This window comes from Aurantiacibacter sp. MUD61, assembly GCF_027912455.1.
Lineage (GTDB): Bacteria > Pseudomonadota > Alphaproteobacteria > Sphingomonadales > Sphingomonadaceae > Alteraurantiacibacter.
The window spans coordinates 2,876,055-2,900,754 of the sequence record NZ_CP115446.1 but is presented as its reverse complement, the minus strand read 5'-3'; the positions used below and the strand labels follow the sequence as shown (position 1 = coordinate 2,900,754).

Sequence of the window (24,700 nt, the reverse complement as noted above, 5' to 3'; positions counted from 1 at the left end):
AGGCTGGGCAAAGCAAGAGATGGCACTTAGGATTGCTGCGGGGGGAATTTACATGACATCACATTCTGCTGGGCTCGCGCCCGTCACATCGGGTGAACGGATCGGTGAATTGGACGTTCTGCGCGGCTTTGCGCTGCTCGGCGTGCTGATCGCCAACTTGTTCTGGTTTTCGATAGTCTTACTGTCGACGCCGGTCCCGCGCATGGATGCAATTTTTGAAGATCCTGTGCATGCACCGATCCTGTTTGCGGTCGATTGGCTCGTGTCGGACAAGGCAAACACCACTTTTGCGACTCTGTTCGGCATGGGCTTCTGGGTGCAGATGCAACGGATAAAAGATCGCGGTGGCGCTTTCTCGGCAACTTACCTGCGGCGGCTATTCATCCTGATGGCGTTCGGCCTGGTGAATATCCTGCTGATCTGGCCGTGGGACATCCTGTTCATATATTCCTTGGCGGGGATATTGCTGTTCCTGCTGCGCAATCTGCCCTTCCGGGTCATGTTGGGGCTTGGCCTCCTTCTGGTTTTTGCGCGCCCCGTGCTCGAATATCTGGCTCAGGTCGGAGGGTTCGAGGCTATCGGCGAACAGGCTTTCACGAAAGAGGCTGCTGCCGCCCGTAACGCGGTGTTCGTGGGTGGAACCTATCCGGAATGGGTTGCTGAGGCTTGGCAGCTCTTCTGGGTCGGGGGCATCAAGAGCCTCGCGATCAGCAATTGGGTTTTTTACGCCCTTGGCCGCTTTCTCATCGGCGCGAGCATCGTGCGGTCTGGCTGGCTCGACAACATCCCTGAGAAGCTTCCAAAGCTGCGCAGGGCTTTCTTCGTATTCCTACTTGTCGGACTTATATTCGAAGGGCTTTATGCCGCTCACATTTTCGAGAACGAGCTGCTGGGTGGCCTGCTGCACGCAGGCAGTTCCTATGCGCTCGCGATGGGTTATGGCATCGGCCTAATCCTGTTCTTCAATTCGCCAACGCTGCGCAGCATGGTGGTGCCTTTCGCCCCTGTTGGGCGTATGGCGCTGACCAACTACATGGTCCAAGGCGTCTTTATCGGATTTGTCCTTTACGGCTTTCACGGCGGCATGGCGCTGGCAGGAACCATCGAGCCGCAGACGGCCCTTATGGCGGCCGTGCTGTTCTTTATTGCGCAGGTAGCGTTCAGCCACCTCTGGCTGGCGCGATACAGGTTCGGGCCATTGGAATGGCTTTGGCGGGGGCTGACCTATGGCAAGTTCACGGATATCCGGAACCCGCCGGAAGGGCGCCCTCAGCCAGCCTGAGCATCCTCAGCCGCTTCGCGATCGCGCTGGGCACGGCTTTTCTTCTCTGCGGCGGTTTTCAGCTGGCCGCACGCCGCATCGATATCGCGTCCGCGCGGGGTGCGCACGGGTGCGCTAATGCCGCCTTCGAACACGATGTTAGAGAAGGCCTTGATCCGCTCCGGCGTTGAGCACTCGTAGACGGCACCCGGCCAAGGGTTGAAAGGAATGAGGTTCACCTTCGCGGGAAGCTTGTATTCCTTCAGCAGGCGGACAAGCTCGCGCGCATCTTCGTCGCTGTCGTTCTTGTCCTTCAGCATGACGTATTCGAAGGTAATGCGGCGTGCGTTGCTGGCGCCCGGATAATCGGCGCAGGCCTGCAGCAATTCCTCGATGCCGTATTTCTTGTTGATCGGCACGATCTCGTCACGAATGTCCTTGGTCACCGCATGGAGCGAGACGGCAAGGTTCACGCCGATCTCCTGTCCGCAGCGCTCCATCGCCGGGACAACGCCGCTGGTGGACAGCGTGATGCGGCGCTTGGAGAGGGCCAGGCCGTCGCCATCCATCACCAGCTGCAGCGCGCTTTTCACATTGTCGAAATTGTACAGCGGCTCACCCATGCCCATCATCACGATGTTGGTGAGCAGGCGGCCATCGGCGGTGTATTCGGCTTCGCTTTCCTCTTCGGCGAAATCCATCTTGCCCTTGGGCCATTCGCCCAGCGCATCGCGCGCGAGCATGACCTGGCCGACGATTTCGCCCGGCGTGAGGTTGCGCACCAGGCGCATGGTGCCGGTGTGGCAGAAGCGGCAATTGAGCGTGCATCCGACCTGGCTGGAAACGCACAAGGTTCCGCGATCGGCATCGGGGATGAAGACCATCTCGAATTCGTGGCCATCAGCGGTTTTAAGGAGCCACTTGCGCGTGCCGTCGGTCGAATGCTGCGCCTCGACCACTTCGGGCCGGCCGATCACAAACCGTTCGGTGAGCCATGGGCGCATGGTCTTGGCGATATCGGTCATCGCCTCGAAATCGGTGACGCCGCGATGGTAGAGCCAGTGGAAGACCTGCTTGGAGCGCAGCTTCGCCTGCCGCGCATCGAGGCCGGCGCCTTCAAACAGGGCTGCGATGTCTTTCTTCGGCAGACCGATCAGGTCCACGCGGCCATCTTCGCGCGGCGTGATGTCACGCGCGACGGGAACGGGGTCAACCTGCCCCGGAATGCTCATGAGTGTCGTATCTGCCATGGGTGGCGCGCATATAGTGCGACTTGTCCGCCTTGGCTAGCTTTGCCGCTACTGCGCGCAGCCAACCCGTGCTGCGTCCATGGCGGTTGCCGCGCCATCAAGGCTGTAGCGATCGGTAAACCGATTGCCGCGGGCATCTGTCGCGCTGATGGTCATGCGGCTGGCAGAACGCATGGCGGAAACGATTTCCCCATCCGCGCGCACGTCGGTCGCCCAGGCATCGCCTTCGCCTGCAGTGAGGACGAAGCGCCGTCCGCCCACGGCGAGGGCCACGCGGGGATTGTCGGACAATTCGCGGCTCAGGCGAAAATGCACCTGCCCGCGCACATTTCGATCAGGCCACGTGCCCACACTGGCGAAAGGCACGAAGTCGAGCCCCGCGCCGCCTTCTGCCGCCGCGATTGCATAACAGCGCGGCGTTTCGGGATCGCGGAAAGCGCCCCAATCGCCAAACACGCCAAGGCTGTCGCGCGCGGTTGCGGGCAGCGAAATCGCCAAAATCGTGAGCGGGATAAGCCAGCGGAGCATACCTGTTATATAGGCGCATATTACGACGGCTGTGAATCCCGAAAATCGGACTCAATTCGTCCGGTTTTTCTGGCTTTTTACCGGCATTTCCCCTATATGAATGAGGACGGAGGGGGTTCTCCTAAAAACCCGATAAACATAAGGACGCCCGCGGGATAACGCCGCGCGGCGAGGAGAGAGATGAGCCTGTTTGCCGATTATAACCTGCCCTTCGCCATCGCGCTGGGGGTAATGGCTTTGCTTACGCTTTTGCAGGTGATCGGGCTGGGCGATTTCGATTTTGGCGGCGATGTCGATCTCGATGCCGGCGCCGACGGGGAAATTGCCGATCCGACCTCTGCCGGGATTGGCGGAGCAATCACGACCCTGCTCGGGCTTGGTAAAGTGCCGTTCTTCGTGTGGCTGATTGTCTACCTGTTGCTTTTCGCCGTCATCGGGATGAGCATTCAGGCCTTTGCTACGGACCTGACCGGAACGCCGCTGTTTGCCTGGCTCGCCGCGCTGATTGCCGGGGGTGCCAGCATCCCTGTCACCGCCACGCTGGTTCGGCCGCTCGGTCGCCTGCTGCCGCAGGATGAAACAAGCGCGGTCAGCCTCAACACGCTGGTCGGAAAGCGCGCCGTCATCACCGATGGCACGTCGGAGAAAGGCTCTGCCGCCCGCGCACGGGTGCGCGATCATCACGGCCAGACGCATTATGTCATGGTTGAGCCGCATGAGGATGCCAGCGTGATCCCCGCTGGAGATGAAGTTCTATTGGTACGCCGGGAGGGGAATGTGTTCTTCGGTGTGCCGCTGGCCGAGCGCAAGCTCGCCCCGATGGGGAATTGAGCACGCTCAGGCCAGTCCACCAGTTCACAATAAGGAGAAGAAATGGATAGTTTGTTCGACGCCGGAATGGTCGGCATAATCGGAGTGGTGGTTGCGGTAATCGCGATCTTCCTCTTCCTCATCAAGCTTTATCGCAGGGCGTCGAAGGAGACCGCCTTTGTCCGGACCGGTGTCGGCGGGGAAAAAGTCGTCATGAATGGCGGCGCGCTTGTCTTCCCGATTTTCCACGAAACCATGCCGGTCAATATGAACACGCTCGTGCTGTCGGTGATCCGCCGCGATGCCGAGGCGCTGATCACGCTCGACCGCTTGCGGATCGACGTGAAGGCGGAATTTTATGTCCGCGTGAAGCCCGATGGTGAAGCCATCGCCATGGCCGCGCAGACGCTGGGCCAGCGCACGATGCAGCCGGAAATGCTGAAGGACCTTGTCGAAGGCAAGTTCGTGGACGCGCTGCGCTCCGTCGCTGCCGGTATGACGATGAACGAGCTGCATGAGCAGCGTGCCGACTTCGTGCAAAAGGTGCAGCAGGTCTCGTCAAACGACCTCGCGATGAACGGGCTTGAGCTGGAATCGGTCTCGCTGACCGGTCTCGACCAGACCTCGATCGAGCATTTCAATGCCAACAACGCCTTCGACGCCGAAGGTCTCACCAAGCTGACCGAGCAGATCGAGGCGCGCAAGAAACTGCGTAACGACATCGAGCAGGACACGCGCGTGCAGATGGAGGCCAAGAACCTCGAAGCCGACCAGCGCAGCTTCCAGATCAGCCGTGATACCGAATATGCGCGCCTTGAGCAGGAACGCGAAGTCGAAGTCCGGCGTGCATCGCAAATGTCCGAAATCGCCAGCCAGCAGGCCGAGCGCCAGCGTGAGGCCGACGCGGCACGGATCGAGGCGAAGAAACTTGTCGATGCTCAGCAGATCGAAGCTGACCGGCTGGTGGAAGAGGCACGGATCGACCAGGTTCGCGCACTTGAAATCGCCCGGCAGGAACAGCAGATTGCTGTCCAGAACAAGTCGCGCGAGGAAAGCCAGGCAAAGGCAGAGGCAGACGAGGCACGTGCCAAGGCGGTGCAAGCCGAAGAACAGGTCGCAACAGCGCGTGAAAGCGAGATTGCAGAGCGTCAGAAGAAGATCGAGCTGATCGAAGCGGCCAAGCAGGCCGAGCGTGATGCGATCAAGATCCGCGTCGATGCCGAGGCCGACAAGGATGCAGCCATCAACCGCGCTGAAGCCGCTCGCCGCGAGGCAGAGGGTGAAGCCGATGCGGTGAAACTGCGCGCCGAAGCCGACCGTGTGAAGTTCGAAGTGGAAGCCGAGGGCCAGCGCGCCGTCAACGAAGCTGCGAACATCCTTTCGATGGACCAGATCAGCCTGCAGACTAAGCTTGCCCTGCTGAAGGTTCTGCCGGAAGTCATCCGCGAAAGCGCCAAGCCGATGGAAGCGATCGACTCGATCAAGATCGTGCAGGTCGATGGCCTCACCCAGCGCTCTGGCGCACCCGGCTCGACCGGCGGCGCAGGCGTGGGCGCTGGCTCGGGAAACCTCGCCAATGATGCGGTGGCAGCAGCGCTCGCCTACCGCGCACAGGCACCGGTTCTCGATGGGCTCATGAAAGAGCTGGGCCTCGACGGCTCCTCGCTCGGCAAGATCGTCGAAGGCGCTGCCAAGGGCGATCAGGATGCGATGACGCAGCTGAGCGCACAAGTGACCGATGCAGAGAACCTGCCTTCGCTTTTCGATCCCGAAAGCGGTGATGGCGACGCTGAGGATACGGACGCCAAAGCGACTGAGTAAGCTTATTCTCGGCTCAATCCAGCAAAGGCCCCCGGTTCGCGCCGGGGGCCTTTTTGTTGCACTGCGGCAAAGCATGGGCCACATCGACCCCATGACCAGGCGCTCCGAACCGAAATCCAGGCAAGTGCTCGTTCTGCAAGGCGGCGGTGCGCTCGGCGCCTATCAGGCGGGCGTCTATGAAGCGATGCATGGCGCGGCGCTGGAGCCTGACTGGGTTGCGGGCATATCCATCGGTGCGATCAATGCCGCGCTGATCGCCGGAAACCCTCCCGAGCAGCGCGTGGAGCGGCTGCGCGCCTTCTGGGAGAAGGTCAGCTCCGAACTTCTGGGGATTGCCCCCGCCGATCATGGCCCCGCGCGCCGCTGGTTCAACGAAATTGCGGCCGGTACCGTCGCAACGATCGGTGCGCCGGGGTTCTTCCGGCCGCACAATTTCTTCGCGCCGAGTGCCGATGCACTGCTGCAGACGATCAGCATGTATGACACCTCGCCCCTGCGTGAGACACTACTCGAGCTGGTCGACTTCGACCTGCTGAACGACGGGCCGATGAAAGTCAGCCTTGGCGCAGTGAATGTGCTGACGGGCAATTTCTGCTGGTTCGACAACCGCGAACAGCGGCTGGAGCCGGAACACGTCATGGCGAGCGGCGCGCTGCCTCCGGGATTTCCGCCGGTGATCATCGAGGGACAGCCCTATTGGGACGGCGGCCTCGTCTCGAACACGCCGCTGCAGCACGTCATCGACACTGCCGAACGCTGCGACATGACCATCTACCAGGTCGATCTGTTTCACTCTCGCGGAGAACTGCCGCGAGATCTATCGCAAGTGCTCCAGCGGGAGAAAGACATCCGCTATTCCAGTCGCACGCGCTACAACACCGATGCTGCACAGCAGCTGGAAGAGCTGCGACTGGCCGCAGCGCGGCTTTGCGAGAAGCTGCCCGATGACCTGCGCGATGACCCGGATTTGCGCGCGCTTACGAGGATCGAGCCGCCAGGCGTCATGCGGGTCATGCATTTGATCAACCGGCGCGAGCCGCATCAAAGCTTTTCCAAGGATTACGAATTCTCGCGCGCGACGGTGAACGATCACTGGAGCGGCGGCGCGTCCGATATGGCGCTTTCGCTCGATCACCCGATGTGGACGGGACGCGACATGGAGCATCGCGGGATTATCGCCTATGACTGCACCAATCCCGACGGCGCGCGCATGCGCGGACCGGACGGGGTGCAGATTTTCGCGGAGAGCGAAGCGGCCAAATAAACGCTCCCTCTGCTGGGCAGAGCGATGGTGCCAAGGGCTCTCTACTGCGGATTAAACGCGGGGACCTGTGGAAGGGATACCACACCGCGTTCAGTCAGCGGCTCGCCCAGTGTGAAGTCGCAGGGCATTTGCCGCTCCGTCCCGTCCAGCAGACCGATGGTGATATTCCCGCCAGCGGTGCAGATTGCCTGTAAATCCGCGTATGCCGCATCATCCAGCGTCGCGATCGGGTGGCCCGCCACTGCCGCGATTTGCGGACTACCCGCCAGCGCGCCGCAGCCTGCAGGCGTATCCAACTGGAAGATCGGTCCGTACCAGTAGAAGCCGAACGGCTCGCCATTTGTCCTGTCCGCACACGCCGAATCGAGAAGCGGCATCAGCAAGCTGCGCGCGCGAAGATGGGGCGTCGAGCGTTCTGCGATACCGACACCCATCCGCTCCAATTCCGACATCACGACGGTCCATCGCCGCGATCCACTCTCGGCGACGATCGCTGCAATGGCAGGGCGCTCCCACAGATCGGCCATGCCAATTGCTTCCGCAAATGTCTGGTGGTCGTAAGTGCCTTCATATTCTTCGTCGGCCAGGCGGATCGTCTCACGCCATCCCGCGGCCACAGAAGAGGCACGTTCCGCGTCGGCAAGATAGAGCTCGGTCAGGGTTTGAAGCAGGGCGCCGCAATCATACCTCTGCGACCAGTCGAGCGTTGCCAGCTCGGCCAGAGCAACTCCGCCCACCTCAGCCAAGGACGCGCGGCATCGGTTGAGCCAGTCGGTCAGTCGCAGTCCGAATTCTTCCTGATCCGTCCAGCCGAGCTCAAGCGCCCCAATAGCGCCCAGATATTCGGCGCCACCCTCATAAAACCAGATCGGCGTATTGGGTCCGGGTTGAACAATGCCGCTTTGCCAGAAATGCACCCCTTCATGCAGGACCAGGGAACGCGTGTAGGAGGCCGCGCCGGGCGCGGCAGGATCGAATTGAGCATTGGAAAAACGAAGCGACACCATCCCGTCAGCGGTCACATTTGCAAGTAGCTGTTGGTCCTGTTCGCCATGCCTGCTCGCAACATAGAAAGGTTCGCTCCGCACCAGATCATCTGCCGGACCAAGAGTCTGGTCGAGCCACTCGAATGATCGCGCAGCCGCATCGAGAATAAACGCATCGAGTTCGGGGTTGATCTCCGGATCACGCGCAAACCGCACGCCGTTTTGCTCGATGATCATCTCTGGAGGGCCGATAAAGAGATAGCCGCGAGGCAACTCTCGCGTGGGCAAGCGTGCCCAGTCGGAAGACTCTCCCGCGAACTCGAGTGACGCGTCCCAGGCCCGCATGTCTGGATAAATTGCAGGAGCAAACAGCATGCGGCCTTCGCCCAGACGGAAATAGAACTGGTGTTGAAACGCCGCCACAGGGGGGATCTGCACTAATCGGAAGCGTACTTCGCTGAACGGCTGGTCACTTGCCAAAGCGCCACGTGTGAAGCGCACGCCTTGTGTAAGCACCTGCAACGCTCCCGTCTCGACGACAGTAGGATCGAGGAGACGCAGAGTGTCAACTTCGCGCGAAAGCTGCATGGTCACCAGCAGATCTTCGCCATCGGGCTCTACGGAAATCGTGGCATGGGGACGGGGTTCGCCGCCCAGTCGTTCCATCACTTGCATCTGTGCAGAGGCAGGGGCGGCACAAAGGGCGGCCAGCAAAAAAAGCAGGTAGAAGCGCATCATTCCTCCGGATAAGTGATTGCGATAACTTCCCATTCTTTTGATCCGCCGGGAAGCCTTACCGTGCGCAAATCCCCCACTTCCGCACCGCGCAGGGCCTTCGCCATGGGGCTGGACCAGCCAAGCTTGCCTTCGCCTGCATCCTGTTCGTGATCGCCCACCAGTGTGACGTTACGCTCTTCATCGTCCTCGTCGGCGATTGTCACCGTCGCGCCGAAGAAGACGCGGCTCTTGTCCGGCTGCTGGCGAGGATCGACGACCTTGGCGTGCTTCATGACCTTGGCGAGGAAGGACAGCTCCCGGTCGATTTCGCGCATGCGCTTGCGGCCATAGAGGTAATCGCCGTTTTCGCTGCGATCGCCATTGCCCGCCGCCCAGCTGACAATCTCGGTGATTTCTGGCCGTTCGGTGCCGAGGAGGTGATCGTAGCGCGCCTTCAGTGCTGCGAGACCGGCGGGAGTTATGGGATTAGTGCCTTGGGACATATCCCGCAGCGATTAGCTCAGCTTACCGTCCGGCGATAGAGGTGCCATGTTGCATACCCCAGCACAGGCAGGGCGATAAACAGGCCGAGGAAAGCGGGCACCATCGCCAGAAACAACAGGCCCGCAATAGTGATCGCCCAGCCGATCAGTACGGTGCGATTGTCCCTGAACGCAGTCATGCTCGCGATGATCGCACTGATGAAATCGACATCCCGGTCTACCAGCATGGGTAGGCTGATGACGGTGATGACGTAGAAGAACAGGCAGATGAGTGCGCCGACCACGCTTCCGACCGCCAGCATCGCCAGTCCCACCGGTGTCGCTAGTGCGGTCAGGCTTTCCCCGCCCATTCCGCTCTCGGCCATGAAGATTGCGAAAATCCCATGCGCGATGATGACCCAGAAACTGAAGGCGACGAACAATATCCCGCCCATCAGCAACAATTGCTGATCGCCTCTTCCGTTGAGCGCGCCAAGCACGGCGCTCCAGCGCATGGGCAGGGATTGTTCTCGGCGGCGGCTGACTTCGTAAAGGCCCACGGCGGTAAACGGCGCCACGAGAGGAAAGCCCGCAATCGCCGCGATCCACCAAACGACTTCACCTTCGCTATACACCGCGAGGTACAGGAACACGCCAGTTGCGACATAGATCGCAGCAAAGAACAGCCCGAAAAGAGGCGCTGCAGCAAAATCGCGCCATCCCGCAACGAGTGCTGCGTGCAAGTCAGAAAAGCTGAGGTCCTTAGCTATTCGGACAGCTGGCCCCGCGCCGGTCTCGTGCATTGTGCAATCCTCCCACCAGCGTAATGCGCGAAAGGATGCCGGGCTACATTGATGCAGATCAAATGGGGCGGTTGGCCCAATCGAGGCTGGGCTGGACCCAGGCCTCATGCGGGGTGAAGATCAATCCGTGCTCGAGGCCTGTTTCGGTCACAATCTCTTCAAAGGATGCGAGCCGCTCGGACTGCTCGGCCACTGGGGCGCAAGTCCCGGCCAGCCTTGTATCGCTGCTGTCGCGAATGGAGAGCACATGGCCATTGAACTCACGGCCGTCACTCAAGAAAGTCTCATTCACCCCGGATGAGCATCCTGCGAGCAAGACGTAGCGCAATTGCGGGCCGACCATCGTGTCGGACACGAGGCTGGCGATAAATGCGCCCTTCGATGCGCCGATTATCGTAATGTTTTCAGGCGGCACGCCGCGATCGAGAAATTCGAGGACTAGCTCGCTGATCTCGTCGGCATGCGCGTAAGGATCAGCATCAGCCTCGCGCAAAGGCGCGGTGACCTCGAACCCCTCATCGCGAAAGGTCGAGACAATATCGTCAAACCGATATTCGCCATATCGCTCGCTAACGGCGGGCAGACCATCTTCCACGATCCGACCGTGGAGATAGATGAGGTGCTGGGATTGCGAATTCCGTCCTTCGGGCGCGCCGCCCTCGCATGCTGCCAGCGCGGAAGCTGCCGCAAGCGAAAGCGTCGCCCCGAAAAACCTGCGGATCACCGCAGGAATTCAGTCACATTGCGGCTACGACCGGTCGTGGCGCGCTCTGGGTAGAGCTGTTCGTAAACCACCGCGTTCTCGATCACGCGCTGGACGTAGTTCTTCGTCTCGAAGAAGCCGATTTCCTCGATCCAGCGTAGCCAGTCGCCGGTCTGGCGCGGATCGCCGTTTTCGCGCAGCCAGCGGTTCACATTGCCGGGGCCTGCGTTGTAAGCGGCGATGGCGAGCGGGTAGCTGCCGTCGTAATAGTCGACCAGCCGTTCGATATGGTTGGAACCGAGCTGCATCGAATATTGCGGATCATCGAGCAGGCGGCTGGGCGAATAGCTCATGTTCGCACGGCGCGATTCCTCACGCGCGGTGGCGGGCATGAACTGCATGATGCCGCGTGCACCAGCGTGGCTGATGGCATTTTCGGCAAACTGGCTTTCCTGCCGCGCGATCGAGTGGATCAATGTCCAGTTGGTCCCGGGAGGAGTTTGCAATGTCGGGAAGCCGATGCGGGTGAAGCCTTCATGGCCATCCGCTGCCGCAGCATCGGCGAGGTTCACCGCCAGGTCGCGGCGACCTATTTCGCGCGCCAGCTCTGCCACAAGCAAATGCTCACCCATGGTCTCCGCCTGATCGGCGATGCCGCGATAGAAGCGGATGCCGGTGGACCATGGCGCGTCGCGCGCGACTTCAGCCGTGGCGCGGGTGATGGGGGCGGAAAGGAATTCGCGGCGCTCTTCATCGGTGGGCGAGCCATCGGGCGCGGCGGCATAGGCCGGAATGTCGCGGCCGAGGCGCTGGAGTGCCAGTAGGCCGTAGAAGCGGTCATGATATTGCGCCGCCATATCGTAATAACGGTTCGCCTGCTCGGTCATACCGGCGCGGGCATAGGCCTCGCCGGCCCAGAAAAAGCCCTTGGAGCGGGTCTGGCTGGTGCGAGCGGCAGCGCCATATTGGTAGAACAGGGGTGCGGCCGTCGCGCCATCGCCCTGCTGCCAGAGTGCATTCGTGCCCCCCAGCCACATGAGCGAGGTATAATCGTCGCGCAGGCGATATTCCATCGACGAGATGTCTTCGCCGTCGGCAAAGGCTTCGGTTGCGCGCTGGGCGATGCGGACGGAATCGCTGCGCCCTGCATTGCGGGCGACGGCGAGCAGCTCTGTAATCCAGCGGGTGCGATCGAAGGGCAGGGAGGAAAGCTCGGGGCTATCCGCGATCAGCCGAACGGCGCTCGCTGGCGAGCCTTCCAGACGCAATTCGCGGCTGCGGTTATAGAGATATCCCGGATCGCTCATCGCGCCAGCGGCAGAAGTCGCTCCATCGCCGCCCTCGAGAATGGCGAGGCGTGCGGTGAAAACCGGTCGCTCCGCAGCAGAAGTGCGCGGCAATTGGCGAGCGGCGGCCTCAGGCTCACGCTGCCACAGCAGTGCATTCATGCGTTGGTCGTGGTCATCCTGGCTGAAGTTGTTGCCATAGGTCGCGAAAATCGTCGCCTCGGCAGTGGGGCTCATCTCGCCGCCGCGCCATGCTTCCAGCGCCCAGCGCTGCGAGCCTTCGCGGTCGGTGCCCATCAGGGCGAGCGAAAGATGCGCCTTGGCGAAATTGGTGACAGGCTCCTGCTCGGCGAAAAAGGCGCGCAGCAGATGGGGATCGGTGAATTCTTGCCGCAGCCGATGCTCGGCGCGGGCGCGCAGGGTCGTTTCATCGGGGAAGCCCGGGTTCTGGATCAGGAAATTGGCATATTCGACAAAGGAAATACGCGGTGCCGGTTCACCATCCTCGCGCGCATTGTCTTCCCACAAGCGTTCCCACCGCGCGATTTGCGGAGCCATCGGCCCCGGTCCTTCGGCGACCAGATTGGCGCGATTGCGATCCCATTCGGCAGAGTCCTGCGCGAGCAGCGTTGCGGGGGTTGCCATGGCGGCCATGGCGATGAGCGAAACAAGTGAATTGCGAACCATGCTGGACATTATGTGTGGCCTCTCCTTATCAGGCCCTGAATGAATTCAATCTAACCGCTTGGGAGCGGCATTTATGTTTTCCGGATCGATACCTGCGCTGGCAACCCCGTTTAAGGACGGTAGCTTTGATGAAGATGCGTATCGCCGATTTATCGACTATCAAATAGACAATGGAACCAGCGGGTTGGTTCCCTGCGGAACGACCGGCGAAAGCGCGACATTGGATAATGACGAGCATCACAAGGTGATCGCCGTCTGCGCAGAGCAATCGGCGGGCAGGGTGCCGGTGATTGCGGGCGCGGGCTCCAACGATACGCAGACAGCGCTATGGCATTGCAAGGAGGCGCAGATTGCCGGGGCAGACGCGCTGCTGCTGGTCGCACCCTATTACAATCGCCCGTCGCAGGATGGGCTGCTCGCGCACTTCAGCTATCTGGCCGAACGCACCGATCTGCCGATCGTGCTCTACAATGTGCCCGGCCGTACGGTGACCGACATCAAGCCCGAAACGGTGATCGAACTGCACCGCCGCTTTCCGGAGAAAATCGTGGCGATCAAGGATGCGAGCGGAGACCTCTCGCGCGTTGTCACCCACCGCATGGGTGCAGGGCCGGACTTCTGCCAGCTTTCTGGAGACGATCCGCTGGTCCTCGCCGGATATGCGCTCGGACAGGTCGGCTGCATCTCGGTAACTGCCAATGTCGCGCCCAAACTCTGCGCCGATTTCCACGCAGCAGCAGCGAGCGGCGATTTCGAGACCGCCCGCGCGATCAACGAAAAGCTCTACCCGCTTCACGCCGCCATGTTCGCAGAACCATCCCCCGCACCGGCGAAATACGCGCTGAGCAAACTGTTCGACTGGTTCGACCCGGAGGTGCGGATGCCGATCGTGCCATGCAGCGATGCGGCGAAAGCCCAGATAGACGAAGCGATGGAGTTGGCTGGGATTACCTAGCTGCGTCATTGCGAGCGGAGCGAAGCAATCCAGCTCCAGGACTCGCAATAAACTTGCAATTTGAAGATGGATTGCCGCGTCGCCTCCGGGCTCCTCGCAATGACAAAACTGGGAATGCCATGAAACGCCAAATCCTCCTCACCGCCGCCGCTTTAGCGCTCACATCCTGCTCGACTATGCCCAACGTCGGGCAGCCTACGATCGATGAGCTCGCGCGGCAGTATCTCGCGGTGCAGCTGGCGATTGGGGAGAAGGACCCGGGCTATGTCGATGCCTATTACGGGCCGGAGGAGCTGGCGGAGCGGGCCGAGGCGAGTGACGATACGACCACGCTGCCGATGCTTCGCGCGCGGGTCGCGGCACTGAATTACACGCTGGCGCTTTTGGATGTTGAGCCCGGTTCGCTGGAAGCGGAACGTGTGTGCTATTTGCGCGCCATGCTCGATTCCGCCGATGTGCGCCTGCGCATGCTGAGCGGTGAGCAGATCGCGTTTCGGGATGAGGCAGAGGGACTGTTCGGTGTCCGCCCTGAGCTGATCGACCTCTCGACGCTAGATCCCGTGCTTGAGCGGATCGAGGAACTGGTGCCCGGCGATGAAAGCGATGGCCCGTTGTGGCAGCGCGTCAACGAATTCCAAGACCAGTTTATCATCCCGACAGAGCGTCTGGATGCAGTGATCGATGCAGCCGTTGCCGAATGCCGCGCGCGCACGCTGCCGCATATCCCAATGCCCGAAAGCGAGGGCTTCACGCTCAGCCTGGTGACGGACAAGCCATGGGGCGGCTTCAATTACTATCAGGGCGATTATCAGTCGGTGATCGAGATCAATACCGATCTGCCCACACGCCTCAGCCGTGCAGTCGATGTCGGGTGCCATGAGGCCTATCCCGGCCACCATGTCTATTCGACGCTGATCGAGCGCGACCGGGTGAACGCGCTGGGGCAAATCGAATACACCCTCCTGCCGCTTTACTCACCCCGCGCGATCATTTCCGAAGGCAGCGCCACCTACGGGGTGGAACTGGCATTCCCCGGCAATTCACAGCTGGAATATGAGCGCGATGTGCTCGCCCCGCTGGCAGGCATCGATGCGAGCGAGTTGGAAGATTACTACGCCCTGCGCGAAGCCACGAGCGAGCTTTCGGGCGCCTATTACACGCTCGCCGCAGCCTATCTCGATGGTACTATGGACCGTGAGCAGGTGATCGAGCTTTCCATGCGATACCGGTTGCAAAGCCGCGAGCGCGCCGAACAGAGCCTGCGCTTCATGGACACCTATCGCAGCTATGTGATCAATTACGGGCTTGGCGAGGAAATCGTCGGCAATGCGGTGGAGGCTGCTGGCGATGACATGGAAAGCCGCTGGGAACGCTTTATCGGCATTCTCAACACGCCGACCCTGCCGGAGGATTTGATGTGATGAAGCGGCTGAATGTACTCGCACTCGCTGCAGCTTGCTGCGGCCTGACAGCCTGCGGTATTCCGCAGAACATCACGCCGCAAATCGCCGCGCCGTCTACCGATTTTGCCAATGCACCGCGCGTCGATGTAGAGATCGACTCCTTCAGTTTCGAACCGCGCACGCTGCGCTTGGCGGCGGGAGAGCCTGTGGTGCTGGTGCTCACCAATGTGTCAGACGGAAGGCACAATTTCTCCGCGCCGGGCTTCTTCGCTGCGTCACGCATCGCGCAATATGATGCGTCGGTCATCACCGATGGCGAAGTGGAAGTCGCACCCGGAGACAGCGTGGAACTGCGGCTGATCCCGGCAATGGGCGGCTATGATGTCGACTGCACCCACTTCGGCCACTCGCTGGCAGGGATGACGGGCTCGATCGTGGTGCGATAATCGCAGCGCAGGGTTTGCAGCACGGCGCTTAGCCACTACATGCCCCTGCCATGGCACGCCCCAAACCCGCTACTTTCGACAAGCAGAAGATCGTCGCTGAAAACCGCAAGGCGCGGTTCAATTACCATATTGAAGAGACGTTCGAGGCGGGCATCGCGCTGCAGGGCACCGAAGTGAAAGCTCTGCGCGCGGGCGAGGGCTCGATCGCCGAAAGCTATGCCGAGGTGAAGGATGGCGAGGTCTACCTCGTTAACGCCAATATTCCCGAATTCAGCCACGGCAATCGCAACAATCATGAACCCAAACGGCCGCGAAAGCTGCTGCTGCACCGGCGCGAAGTGGACAAGATGTTCGGTGCGACCGAGCGCAAGGGAATGACGCTGGTCCCGCTGTCGGTCTATTTCAACGGGCGCGGGCGGGCCAAGGTCGAATTGGCGCTGGCCAAAGGCAAGCAGGCGCACGACAAGCGCCAGACGATCAAGGATCGCGACTGGAAGCGCGACAAGGCGCGGATCATCAAAGAGAATTCTTGAGGCGTGAGACGCTGGCTACGCACTCCTCGCAATGACAACCCAATCCTGAAAATTTTCGCGCAGCCGTTAAGCGGCGGTTGTGAACTACGCGTGTAACCCCATTTATGGTAAAGCGTCGTGAAGCTAGGCGCGCGCACAGGTGCTATGGTGAAAAAAGCAATCAGCTGGCTTTCGGCTCGCATGCCGAAAATGCCCGAGCGGGACGAGATGGCCCGCAACCGCTGGCTGCGCCCGATTGCGCACCGTTTCCTTCGCTCTGAACTGTGGCGCTTCACTCGCCGGTCCGTGCCGCGCGGTGCTGCGCTGGGGCTCTTTGCAGCCTTTATCATTCCCGTTGGGCAGATCTTTCTCGCAGCTTTTCTGGCGCTGCCCGCAAGGGCGAATGTGCCGGTTGCGGCTGTCATCACTTTCGTGACCAATCCCTTCACCGTGCCTTTCTGGTTGGTGATTGCCAACAAGGTCGGGAAATTCACTTTGAAAGTCGATCCGGCGACCATGCAAAGCGCCAAGGCGGCGCTTGAAGATGGCTGGTGGGTGCAATTCGGCTGGTGGTTGCAAACCGCCGGTGTCACGGCGTTTGGATTTGTTGTCCTCTCCGTGGTTACGGCAGCTGTCGGTTACCTTCTGACCAGCTTCCTGTGGCGACTTGTCGTGGCGCGCAAGTGGGAAAAGCGCCCCGGCCGCCGCAGTTTCCTGCGCAACCAGTCGCCTGAATCTCACTAAAGGTCTGAAACGGCGTGTTGCAGCGTTGCGGGTGGGCGACAGCGCCCCTAAACCCGCTGTCATGAAATTGGCGAATATGCAGGAATCACGTCGCTTGGTGGACGGGCTGGCGGTAGCGGCGGCCGTGTTGGCCAGCGTCACCCTCGTGCAATTCGCCACCGACAGCCTGACGGCGACGCTCGCCTATGCCGGCGGGCTGGTAGTACTCGGACTTATTGCCTTCATTTCCGGGCGCATTCAGTCCTATCGGCCAACGGCGCACGAAGGCGAAGCGCTCGACTGGTCGGTCACGGTCGCTGCAATCGAACAGCCCGATCTGGCAATTGCGATTACCGACCGCGCAAACCGGCTGGTCTGCGCCAATTCGGCCTTTGAGCTATGGTTCGGTTCGAGCAACGGCCCGCCCAATCTTCCCGTTGATGGGGCGAGCGCCGATCAATTGATGCGCCTTGCGCGCGCGGCATGGCGCGATGGCAAGGGCGATTCCGTCACCGTCGCCGATGAACAGAAAAGCTGGACGGCGACCGCCAATCGGGCCGGGCGCAGCGATGACTATCTGATCTGGCGTTTCGCTCCGGTGGTGCGAACCGAGCCGATCGCGGCGATCGGCAAGCACATCACCGGCCTGTTCGGCAAGGTTCTGGGAGCAGCAGGTATCTCGGTCGCGCTTGTTTCGCCCGATGGGACGGTGCGCGCAGGCAACCCGGCGCTGGCGCGGCGCGCGTTCGGAGACGAAAAGGCGCGCATGGCCGGGCAGGAGTTCGTGCAATTGCTTCGTTCTGATGAGCGGGAGCGGATCTATTTCGCGCGCGAAGGCAAGAAAGGCTCTCCGCAGACGCTGGTTCAGGTGCCGCTCGCCGATCCCGATCTTGTGGCGAGCGAGAAAGTGCCGGGTCAAGCCGCAGCTGAGGCGCCATCGCTGATGCTACTGATCGACGCCGGAATCGGCCTCGGCGGCTGGGGCGGGGAAGCCAAGGGCGGACAGGCCGCGCAATTGCAGGGCCTGCTCGAGCAGCTTCCGCTTGGCCTCGCCACCACGGATCGCGACGGGCATTTCCTCTTCGCGAACCCCGCGTTCCGCCGCGCTGCGGGTATCGGTCAGGGAGACTTGCCGCCCTATCCGAGCGACATCGTCGTTCCGCGCGACAAGACAGCAATGTCCGACGCCGTCCGTCGCCACGGGCAGGGTCCCGCCTCGAGCGGCGATATTGCGGTGCGTCTGCGGCATGAGCCCGACGAGCCCGTCAGCCTTGGCCTCGCCGGTGTGCGCGGCCTCGGGGAAGCGGCAGTTCTGCTGAGCCTTGCCGATACGACCGAGGAGGCGCGCCTCAAGCGGCAGGTTGCTCAGGCGACCAAAATGCAGGCGGTCGGCCAGCTCGCAGGCGGCGTCGCGCATGACTTCAACAATGTGCTGACCGCGATCATCGGCTATTGCGATCTCATGCTGCTGCGCCACACGCCGGGGGACAGCGATTATGACGATATTCAGCAGATCAAGGCCAATTCCAATCGCGCAGCCAGCCTGACGCGGCAATTGCTCGCCTTCAGCCGCCAGCAGACCTTGCAGCCGGAAATTATCCAGCTGCCCGATATTCTGTCCGAGGTCAGCCAGCTGTTGAAACGCCTGCTGGGCGCGAAGATTACTCTGAAAGTCCGGCACGACCGCGACCTCGGCCCCGTGCGTGCCGACCCGCGTCAGCTCGAACAGGTCATCATCAATCTCGCGGTGAATGCGCGCGATGCGATCCAGACACACGGCGGGGGCGAGGGCGCAGCCGGAACGCTCGCCTTCGCAACTCGCCGCGTGCAGGCGAAGGACATTCGCCGCATGGGCAGCGAGATCATTCCTGCGGGCGATTACACCGTGCTCATTGCCGAGGACACCGGCGGTGGCATCCCGCAGGAGATTATCGGCAAGCTGTTCGAGCCTTTCTTCACGACGAAGGAGCAGGGCAAAGGGACCGGCCTCGGCCTCTCCACCGTCTACGGCATCGTGAAGCAATCGGGCGGCTTTATCTTCGCCAGCAATGCCAAGGCCCCCGATGGCAGCGTCAAAGGCGCGCGCTTTACCGTCTACCTCCCTGTCCATCAGGCCACCGAGGAGGAGCTGCGCAAGACCGAGGAAGCGGAGCAAGCGCGCGAATGGTCGGGCGGCGGCACCATCCTGCTGGTCGAAGACGAGGATATGGTACGCGCCGTCGCCGAGCGGGCATTGGCGCGGCAGGGCTACACCATCGTCACCGCCAGCGATGGCGACGAAGGCCTTGAAAAGTTCATGCAGGACGAAGGCAAATTCGATCTAGTCCTCACCGACGTCGTGATGCCGAGCATGGATGGCCCGGCCATGGCCAAGGAAATCCGCAAGCGCCGCCCGCGTCTGCCGATCCTCTTCATGTCCGGCTATGCCGAAGAACAGCTGCGCAGCGAGATCGATATCGAGAATATGTTCTTCATCCCCAAGCCATTCAGCGTGAAGCAGATCGGCGAGATGGTGGGCAATGTCCTGCGTCGCACCGCACGGAAATAGCGGGCTCAGCCTACTGTAATTTCAAAAAATTGCGGTCACCGGAGGCGCGGCTGTTGCACCCCGCGCGGCTTCGCGCCATGCTCCATTCACACGATATACAGGTCAGGATACTTTATATCCTGGGCCTGATCGAATGGGAGGGATATCCATCATGCTGAAACGTTTTCTGGCGACGAGCCTGCTTGCAACTGCCGCTATCTTGCCGGCTCAGGCTCAGGATCCAACGGCAGAGGAGACCGCGCAGGGCGATGTCTCCGTCACGATCTACCAGAATGGCCAGGCACTGGTGCAGGATATCCGCACCCTCAACATTCCACGCGGCACGACGCGTATCGAATTTCCCGATGTCTCGGCGATGATCCGCCCGGAAACGCTCAGCTTTAATGCGGAAGGTACGGCGATCGTCGAACAGAATTTCGACTTCGATCTGCTCACTCCTGCGAAGCTGATGGAGAAAGCGGTCGGCAGCACGGTCACGCTGGTGCGAACGAATCCGGCGACTGGCGCTGAAGTGCGTGAGCGCGCCGAAGTGCTCTCCGTGGTCGGCGGCGTTGTCGTGCGGATCGGAGACCGGATCGAAGTCCTTCGCGATGACGGGCTGCCGGTGCGCGTGGTGTTCGATGAAGTCCCTTCAAATCTGCGCGCGCGGCCGACGCTTTCGGTCACGCTGAACAGCAATCGCGGAGGCAATCGTCCGGCATCGATCCGCTACCTATCTCCCGGCCTTGATTGGAGTTCGGACTATGTCGCGCTCTATGACGAGCAGGCCGATATCGTCGATATGCAGGGCTGGGTGACGCTCACCAACAACACCGGCACCACGTTCTACAATGCCGACACGCTGCTGGTGGCCGGCAATCCCAATGGCAGTGGCAACGGCCCGCGACGCGACATGGTGCGTCCTGGCACTGAAACTGCTGACCGCGAGCGGCTGGGTGATTTCTATCTCTATCCGATCGAAGGCCGCACCACGATTGCCAATGCGCAGACAAAGCAAGTGAGCTTCCTCGATGTGCAAGGCGTGCCTGCTCGCCGCACTTATGCGATCGGCTCGGGCTGGTTGCAGAGCGACAATGATTTCCGCCCGGTCAGCAGCGCGATCAGCTTCAGTTCCAGCAGCGATGGCGGGCTGGGCGATGCGTTGCCCGCAGGTACGGTGCGCTTTTACCAGCGCGATGCGCAGGGGAACCCCCAGTTCATTGGTGAAAACCAAATCGGCCATACGCCGATGGGCAGCATGCTCTCGCTGGTGACAGGCGATGCCTTTGACGTGTTCATGCAGGCCGAAGTCGAAGACCGCGAAGTCATCACGCCCGCTGAATATGAACGCAGTGCGCGATACCGTGTCTATGAAGACGGCGAATTGGTGCGCGAAGTCGAGGTCGATCGCACGGTCGATTATTACCGCACCACCATGCGTTATACGTTCACCAACGCGAAGCCCGAAGCAGTCACGGTGCAGCTCACACAAGGCGGTCTCGATCGCGGCTGGTGGGCGCGTGATTTCCGCATCGTTTCCGAAGATGTCGAAGGCGAGCAGCTCAATTACGGCACACGCCGCTATCAGGTGAGAGTGCCCGCCAATGGCGAGCGGGTGGTTCGCGTAACTTACGAATCGCGCTTCTGAGGGGCAGGGCCGTGCGGCACTTTCCCCTTCTGCTGTGCGTTAGCGCGCTTGGCCTTGCCCTGCCTGCTCACGCGCAGGAGCGGCGGGTCGTGGAGGCGTCTGCCCCGCAGGATCTCGCCGTCACCGTCTATCGCGATCCCAATCGCAGCCCGTGGCGGCAGATGAACCGCAACAATCCGCGCGGTTTCGCCATGATCAGCGAAACCCGAACGGTTACGCTCCCGCCGGGTGAAACGACCATCCGTTTCGATGGCGTCTCCGAAGGCATGGTGGCGGTCAGTGCGATTGTCACGGGCCTGCCCGGTGGCACGATCGAGAAGAACCGCAACGCCGACCTGCTCAGCCCGGCCGCGCTTGTCGATGGGACGCTGGGCAACCGTGTGACGATTACGCGCACCAATCCCGCGACGGGAGAAGCGGAGAGCGAGGATGCTATCGTGCGCACCCGCGCCGATGGCGGCCTCGTGCTGCAAACGGAGCAGGGATATGAGGCGGTGCGCTGTTCCGGCCTCAACGAAGGCCTGAGCTTTGACGACATACCGGGCGGGCTTTCGGCCAATCCGGTGTTCACTATCGATACGGCGAGCGATGCGGGCGGCACCTATACGGTTACGCTGTCCTATCTTTCATGGGGCTTCGACTGGCAGGCGAATTACGTCACCACTCTTGAGGATGGCGGCGATACGGACGACGTACGCTTCGATATTTCCAGCTGGCTGACCATTCTCAACGATAACGGCCAGAGCTTCGAGAACGCAGAGCTGATGGCGGTTGCTGGCTCGCTCAATATCGTCAGTAATTTCTCCCAGCTTGCGAGGCCGCCGCGCGCAAGGCCTCTGCAGTTGACCTGCTGGCCGCGCGGCAGCACCGCGACAGGCATTCCGGTGCCGAATTACGAGTTTGACGAATCCGACTATGATCAGCGCATCGTCGTAACTGGCGCGCGCGTGTCGGAAGACAGCATGATGGCTCTGGCGCCGCCGCCTCCTCCTCCGCCACCACCCCCACCACCGCCACCGGTTATGGCTGGCGAGGAAAATCTCGGCGATCTGAAGCTCTATCGCATACCGGTCCGGATGGACGTGAATGCGCAGGGGCTGAAACAGGTGCTGTTCCTGCAGGAGGAGGGTGTCGAAGGCGAGCTCGCTTATGAAGTGACCTGTTACCCCTGGGCATCGCAGGATGCGCCGCGCCCTGCCGAGCTGCTGCTGGAAACGGTGAATGATGAAGATCACGGCCTTGGCGTGGCGCTGCCATCGGGCGAAGCATCCGTGTTTGAGGAATCCTCGCAGGGCGAGCTTTGGATCCGCGATGTGAACCTGCGCGATTTCGCGTCGGGCCAGGATGTCGAGCTACCGATGGGCAATAGCAATCAGGTGTTTGGCACCTGCACCTATCTGGGTGATCGATCGCAGCAGGGCTGGAATACGCGCTGGGCTGACATGACACTCGAACTTACGAATGCCAATCCGGAGGCAGTGACGGTGCGGGTGCAAATGGGTTCGCCGCTCCAATGGGAAATCCGCGGGCAGCGGGCCGGAGTGCGCGATGGTCAGCGATTCGTCGAAATACGTGTTCCGGCTAATGGTGCGCGTACTGTTGAGTGGGAAACGCGCGTTCCCCAACCCGACGAAGAAGAGAGCTGAATCGCGCGGTTTTCCGCCATCGTGGCTGCTTTTTCAGAAAAATTGCGTTCCACTCTTGTTCTCATGGAACAAAATGGGTACAAGCTGTTTCCATCACAGCACAAAGGGCGGTTGAAAAGACTGTAACCGGCCCTAGCGAACTGACGGAGGCCGTGTCATGGCGAATGCAAACCTGAAGCTGGTTGAAAAGGAATCCAACGTGGACCGTCAGAAGGCGCTAGACGCCGCACTCGCGCAGATCGATCGCGCATTTGGCAAAGGCTCGGCAATGAAGCTGGGCAGCAAGGAAGCGATGGAGGTGGAGGCGATCTCCACCGGCTCGCTGGGACTTGATATTGCGCTTGGCATCGGCGGCCTGCCCAAAGGCCGCGTCATCGAAGTTTACGGTCCGGAAAGCTCGGGCAAGACCACTCTTGCGCTGCATGCGATTGCAGAGGCCCAGAAAGCAGGCGGTACCGCCGCTTTTGTCGATGCAGAGCACGCTCTCGATCCGGTCTATGCCAAGAAGCTGGGCGTCGACATTGACGAGCTGATTGTCTCGCAGCCCGACACCGGAGAACAGGCGCTCGAAATCACCGACACGCTGGTCCGCTCCAATGCGGTGGACATTCTGGTGGTGGACTCGGTTGCCGCTCTCGTGCCGCGCGCTGAAATCGAAGGTGAGATGGGTGACAGCCACGTGGGTCTTCAGGCTCGCCTCATGTCGCAATCGCTGCGCAAGCTGACCGGCTCGATCAACAAGTCGAAGTGCATGGTGATTTTCATCAACCAGCTGCGCATGAAGATCGGCGTGATGTACGGTAACCCGGAAACGACCACCGGCGGTAATGCGCTCAAGTTCTACGCTTCGGTTCGCCTCGACATTCGCCGCACCGGCCAGATCAAGGATCGCGATGAAGTGATCGGCAACTCGACCCGCGTGAAGGTGGTGAAGAACAAGGTTGCTCCGCCATTCAAGCAGGTCGAATTCGACATCATGTACGGCGAAGGTATTTCGAAGATTGGCGAAATCCTCGATCTCGGCGTGAAAGCCGGCATCGTGGAGAAGTCCGGCTCCTGGTTTAGCTACGACAGCGTCCGCATCGGGCAGGGCCGTGAGAATGCCAAGACCTTCCTGAAGGAAAACACAGAGATGTGCGCCAAGTTGGAAGCCGCCATTCGCGGTAAAACCGACGAGGTCGCCGAGGAGATGATGACGGGTCCGGACGCGGAATCCGACGACTGATCCTCAAGAAGGTGGGCAGCGCGAGTTTAGTCGCCTGGACAGTGTAACACCTGTCACACCTTGCGAAACCGGAGCCGGCAAAGGCGGACCCCCATCCGCCAGAGCCGGCTTCTTCGCGTCTGCTGTTCTACGATAGCAAAGCCTGCTAGCGGAGGCCCATGACAGACAAGAGCGAATGGCAGGGGCGCGTGGGCGAAAGCTGGGCCGCCGAATACCGCCGTACCGATCGCAGCTTTACGATGCTCACCGAGCACTTGCTTGCGCAAACTCGCGGAATCGATGCGCGCCATATGCTCGACATAGGCTGCGGTGCAGGCGAGCTTTCGCTAGCCATCGCACGCGGCCGTAGTGACGCGACGGTCATGGGGGTGGACATCTCACCTGATCTCATCGAAATCGCCCAAGAGCGCGGCAAGGACTTGCCCAATTGCTCATTCTCCTGTGCCGATGCCAGCGATTGGATCGGAGACAAGCGGGCCAATCTCATCGTGTCGCGCCACGGCGTCATGTTCTTCGATGACCCCGTGGCCGCATTCGCCAATATTGGCGATCAGGCGGAAAGTGGCGGGAGGCTGCTGTTCTCCTGCTTCCGCGACGTCTCCGAAAACCCCTTCTTCCACGAAATCCAGCGATTGCTACCCCCGTCGGATCAGAAACCGGATCCACGCGCTCCAGGTCCCTTTGCTTTCGCCGATCGCTCCTATGTCGAATCCATTCTGGCTCGGTCGAATTGGGAAGACATCTCTGTCGAACGCTTCGATTTCCCGATGATTGCCGGCGTTGGCGAAAGCCCCGTAGAAGATGCGGTCAGCTACTTCGCCCGCATTGGCCCCGCAGCACGAGCGGCCCGCGAAATGGAGATCGGCGCCCGCGAACGCTTTTTCGACCGGGTGCGGGAGCTTGCGGAGCGCAATCTGCACGATGGCATCGTCTCGCTACCCGCCGCCGCCTGGATCGTCACCGCGCGAAAGGCGTAAGTAGTGCCAACATGCCGCAATCGCGCCACCATCGGAACAG

At 61.1% G+C, this 24,700-nt stretch carries 21 protein-coding genes; 14 read left to right on the top strand and 7 right to left on the bottom strand.

What is annotated here, in order from left to right; translation table 11 throughout:
- Positions 1–52 precede the first annotated feature (52 nt).
- Positions 53–1,282, top strand: coding sequence for a DUF418 domain-containing protein (locus tag O2N64_RS14025; protein WP_271078195.1), 1,230 nt, complete (start codon positions 53–55; stop codon positions 1,280–1,282).
- Here O2N64_RS14025 and rlmN read toward each other — a convergent pair.
- Both rlmN and O2N64_RS14015 read right to left on the bottom strand, forming a co-directional pair.
- Entirely contained in the window at positions 1,270–2,511 is a 1,242-nt protein-coding gene (gene rlmN / locus O2N64_RS14020; RefSeq protein ID WP_271078194.1) for a 23S rRNA (adenine(2503)-C(2))-methyltransferase RlmN, read from the bottom strand. The two genes, O2N64_RS14025 and rlmN, sit on opposite strands and share 13 nt — an antisense overlap.
- Before the next feature lie 48 nt (positions 2,512–2,559).
- On the bottom strand, positions 2,560–3,039 hold the full coding sequence (locus O2N64_RS14015) for an invasion associated locus B family protein (protein ID WP_271078193.1): 480 nt from the start codon (positions 3,037–3,039) through the stop codon (positions 2,560–2,562).
- A 180-nt stretch (positions 3,040–3,219) separates the two neighbouring features.
- Between O2N64_RS14015 and O2N64_RS14010 the strand changes: the two genes are divergently transcribed.
- The 3 genes from O2N64_RS14010 to O2N64_RS14000 all read left to right on the top strand — a co-directional run bounded on the left by O2N64_RS14010 (position 3,220) and on the right by O2N64_RS14000 (position 6,934).
- Positions 3,220–3,870, top strand: coding sequence for a YqiJ family protein (locus O2N64_RS14010; RefSeq protein ID WP_271078192.1), 651 nt, complete (start codon positions 3,220–3,222; stop codon positions 3,868–3,870).
- A 66-nt stretch (positions 3,871–3,936) separates the two neighbouring features.
- Positions 3,937–5,670 (top strand): flotillin family protein, encoded by a 1,734-nt coding sequence (locus O2N64_RS14005; RefSeq protein ID WP_442866759.1) that lies wholly within the window; start codon positions 3,937–3,939, stop codon positions 5,668–5,670.
- Positions 5,671–5,761: 91 nt separating this feature from the next.
- A complete protein-coding gene (locus O2N64_RS14000; RefSeq protein WP_271078190.1) occupies positions 5,762–6,934 on the top strand; it encodes a patatin-like phospholipase family protein in 1,173 nt (390 codons plus the stop codon).
- A 41-nt stretch (positions 6,935–6,975) separates the two neighbouring features.
- On the opposite strand, the gene O2N64_RS13995 is transcribed toward O2N64_RS14000, so the two are convergent.
- From O2N64_RS13995 to O2N64_RS13975, 5 genes are read right to left on the bottom strand one after another with little or no spacing between them, the layout of a single operon-like run.
- A complete protein-coding gene (locus O2N64_RS13995) occupies positions 6,976–8,595 on the bottom strand; it encodes a hypothetical protein (protein WP_271078189.1) in 1,620 nt (539 codons plus the stop codon).
- Positions 8,596–8,654: 59 nt separating this feature from the next.
- Positions 8,655–9,140 (bottom strand): transcription elongation factor GreB, encoded by a 486-nt coding sequence (gene greB / locus O2N64_RS13990; protein ID WP_271078188.1) that lies wholly within the window; start codon positions 9,138–9,140, stop codon positions 8,655–8,657.
- A gap of 17 nt (positions 9,141–9,157) precedes the next feature.
- Positions 9,158–9,922, bottom strand: a complete 765-nt coding sequence (locus O2N64_RS13985) for a DUF2189 domain-containing protein (RefSeq protein WP_271078187.1) — start codon at positions 9,920–9,922, stop codon at positions 9,158–9,160.
- A 58-nt stretch (positions 9,923–9,980) separates the two neighbouring features.
- A complete protein-coding gene (locus O2N64_RS13980; RefSeq protein WP_271078186.1) occupies positions 9,981–10,646 on the bottom strand; it encodes a hypothetical protein in 666 nt (221 codons plus the stop codon).
- Positions 10,643–12,607, bottom strand: a complete 1,965-nt coding sequence (locus O2N64_RS13975; protein WP_271078185.1) for a lytic transglycosylase domain-containing protein — start codon at positions 12,605–12,607, stop codon at positions 10,643–10,645. The genes O2N64_RS13980 and O2N64_RS13975 overlap by 4 nt, the downstream gene beginning before the upstream one ends.
- A 64-nt stretch (positions 12,608–12,671) precedes the next feature.
- Between O2N64_RS13975 and dapA the strand changes: the two genes are divergently transcribed.
- From dapA to O2N64_RS13925, 10 genes are all read left to right on the top strand, one after another.
- A complete protein-coding gene (gene dapA / locus O2N64_RS13970; protein WP_271078184.1) occupies positions 12,672–13,553 on the top strand; it encodes a 4-hydroxy-tetrahydrodipicolinate synthase in 882 nt (293 codons plus the stop codon).
- Between the two features lie 119 nt (positions 13,554–13,672).
- Positions 13,673–14,974 (top strand): hypothetical protein, encoded by a 1,302-nt coding sequence (locus O2N64_RS13965; protein WP_271078183.1) that lies wholly within the window; start codon positions 13,673–13,675, stop codon positions 14,972–14,974.
- Positions 14,974–15,402 (top strand): plastocyanin/azurin family copper-binding protein, encoded by a 429-nt coding sequence (locus O2N64_RS13960; protein WP_271078182.1) that lies wholly within the window; start codon positions 14,974–14,976, stop codon positions 15,400–15,402. The genes O2N64_RS13965 and O2N64_RS13960 overlap by 1 nt, the downstream gene beginning before the upstream one ends.
- A 50-nt stretch (positions 15,403–15,452) precedes the next feature.
- Positions 15,453–15,935, top strand: a complete 483-nt coding sequence (gene smpB / locus O2N64_RS13955) for an SsrA-binding protein SmpB (RefSeq protein WP_271078181.1) — start codon at positions 15,453–15,455, stop codon at positions 15,933–15,935.
- 189 nt (positions 15,936–16,124) lie between these two features.
- Positions 16,125–16,658 (top strand): DUF2062 domain-containing protein, encoded by a 534-nt coding sequence (locus O2N64_RS13950; RefSeq protein WP_271079674.1) that lies wholly within the window; start codon positions 16,125–16,127, stop codon positions 16,656–16,658.
- Between the two features lie 61 nt (positions 16,659–16,719).
- Positions 16,720–19,185, top strand: a complete 2,466-nt coding sequence (locus tag O2N64_RS13945) for a hybrid sensor histidine kinase/response regulator (RefSeq protein ID WP_271078180.1) — start codon at positions 16,720–16,722, stop codon at positions 19,183–19,185.
- Positions 19,186–19,336: 151 nt separating this feature from the next.
- Positions 19,337–20,812: a DUF4139 domain-containing protein gene (locus O2N64_RS13940; RefSeq protein WP_271078179.1), complete on the top strand. Its 1,476-nt coding sequence runs from the start codon at positions 19,337–19,339 to the stop codon at positions 20,810–20,812.
- A gap of 11 nt (positions 20,813–20,823) precedes the next feature.
- Positions 20,824–22,458 (top strand): DUF4139 domain-containing protein, encoded by a 1,635-nt coding sequence (locus tag O2N64_RS13935; protein ID WP_271078178.1) that lies wholly within the window; start codon positions 20,824–20,826, stop codon positions 22,456–22,458.
- A 157-nt stretch (positions 22,459–22,615) separates the two neighbouring features.
- Positions 22,616–23,683 carry a recombinase RecA gene (recA, locus tag O2N64_RS13930; protein WP_271078177.1) on the top strand — a complete coding sequence of 356 codons (1,068 nt, stop codon included), beginning with the start codon at positions 22,616–22,618 and terminating at the stop codon, positions 23,681–23,683.
- A gap of 158 nt (positions 23,684–23,841) precedes the next feature.
- Positions 23,842–24,660 (top strand): class I SAM-dependent methyltransferase, encoded by an 819-nt coding sequence (locus tag O2N64_RS13925; RefSeq protein ID WP_271078176.1) that lies wholly within the window; start codon positions 23,842–23,844, stop codon positions 24,658–24,660.
- Positions 24,661–24,700 lie beyond the last annotated feature (40 nt).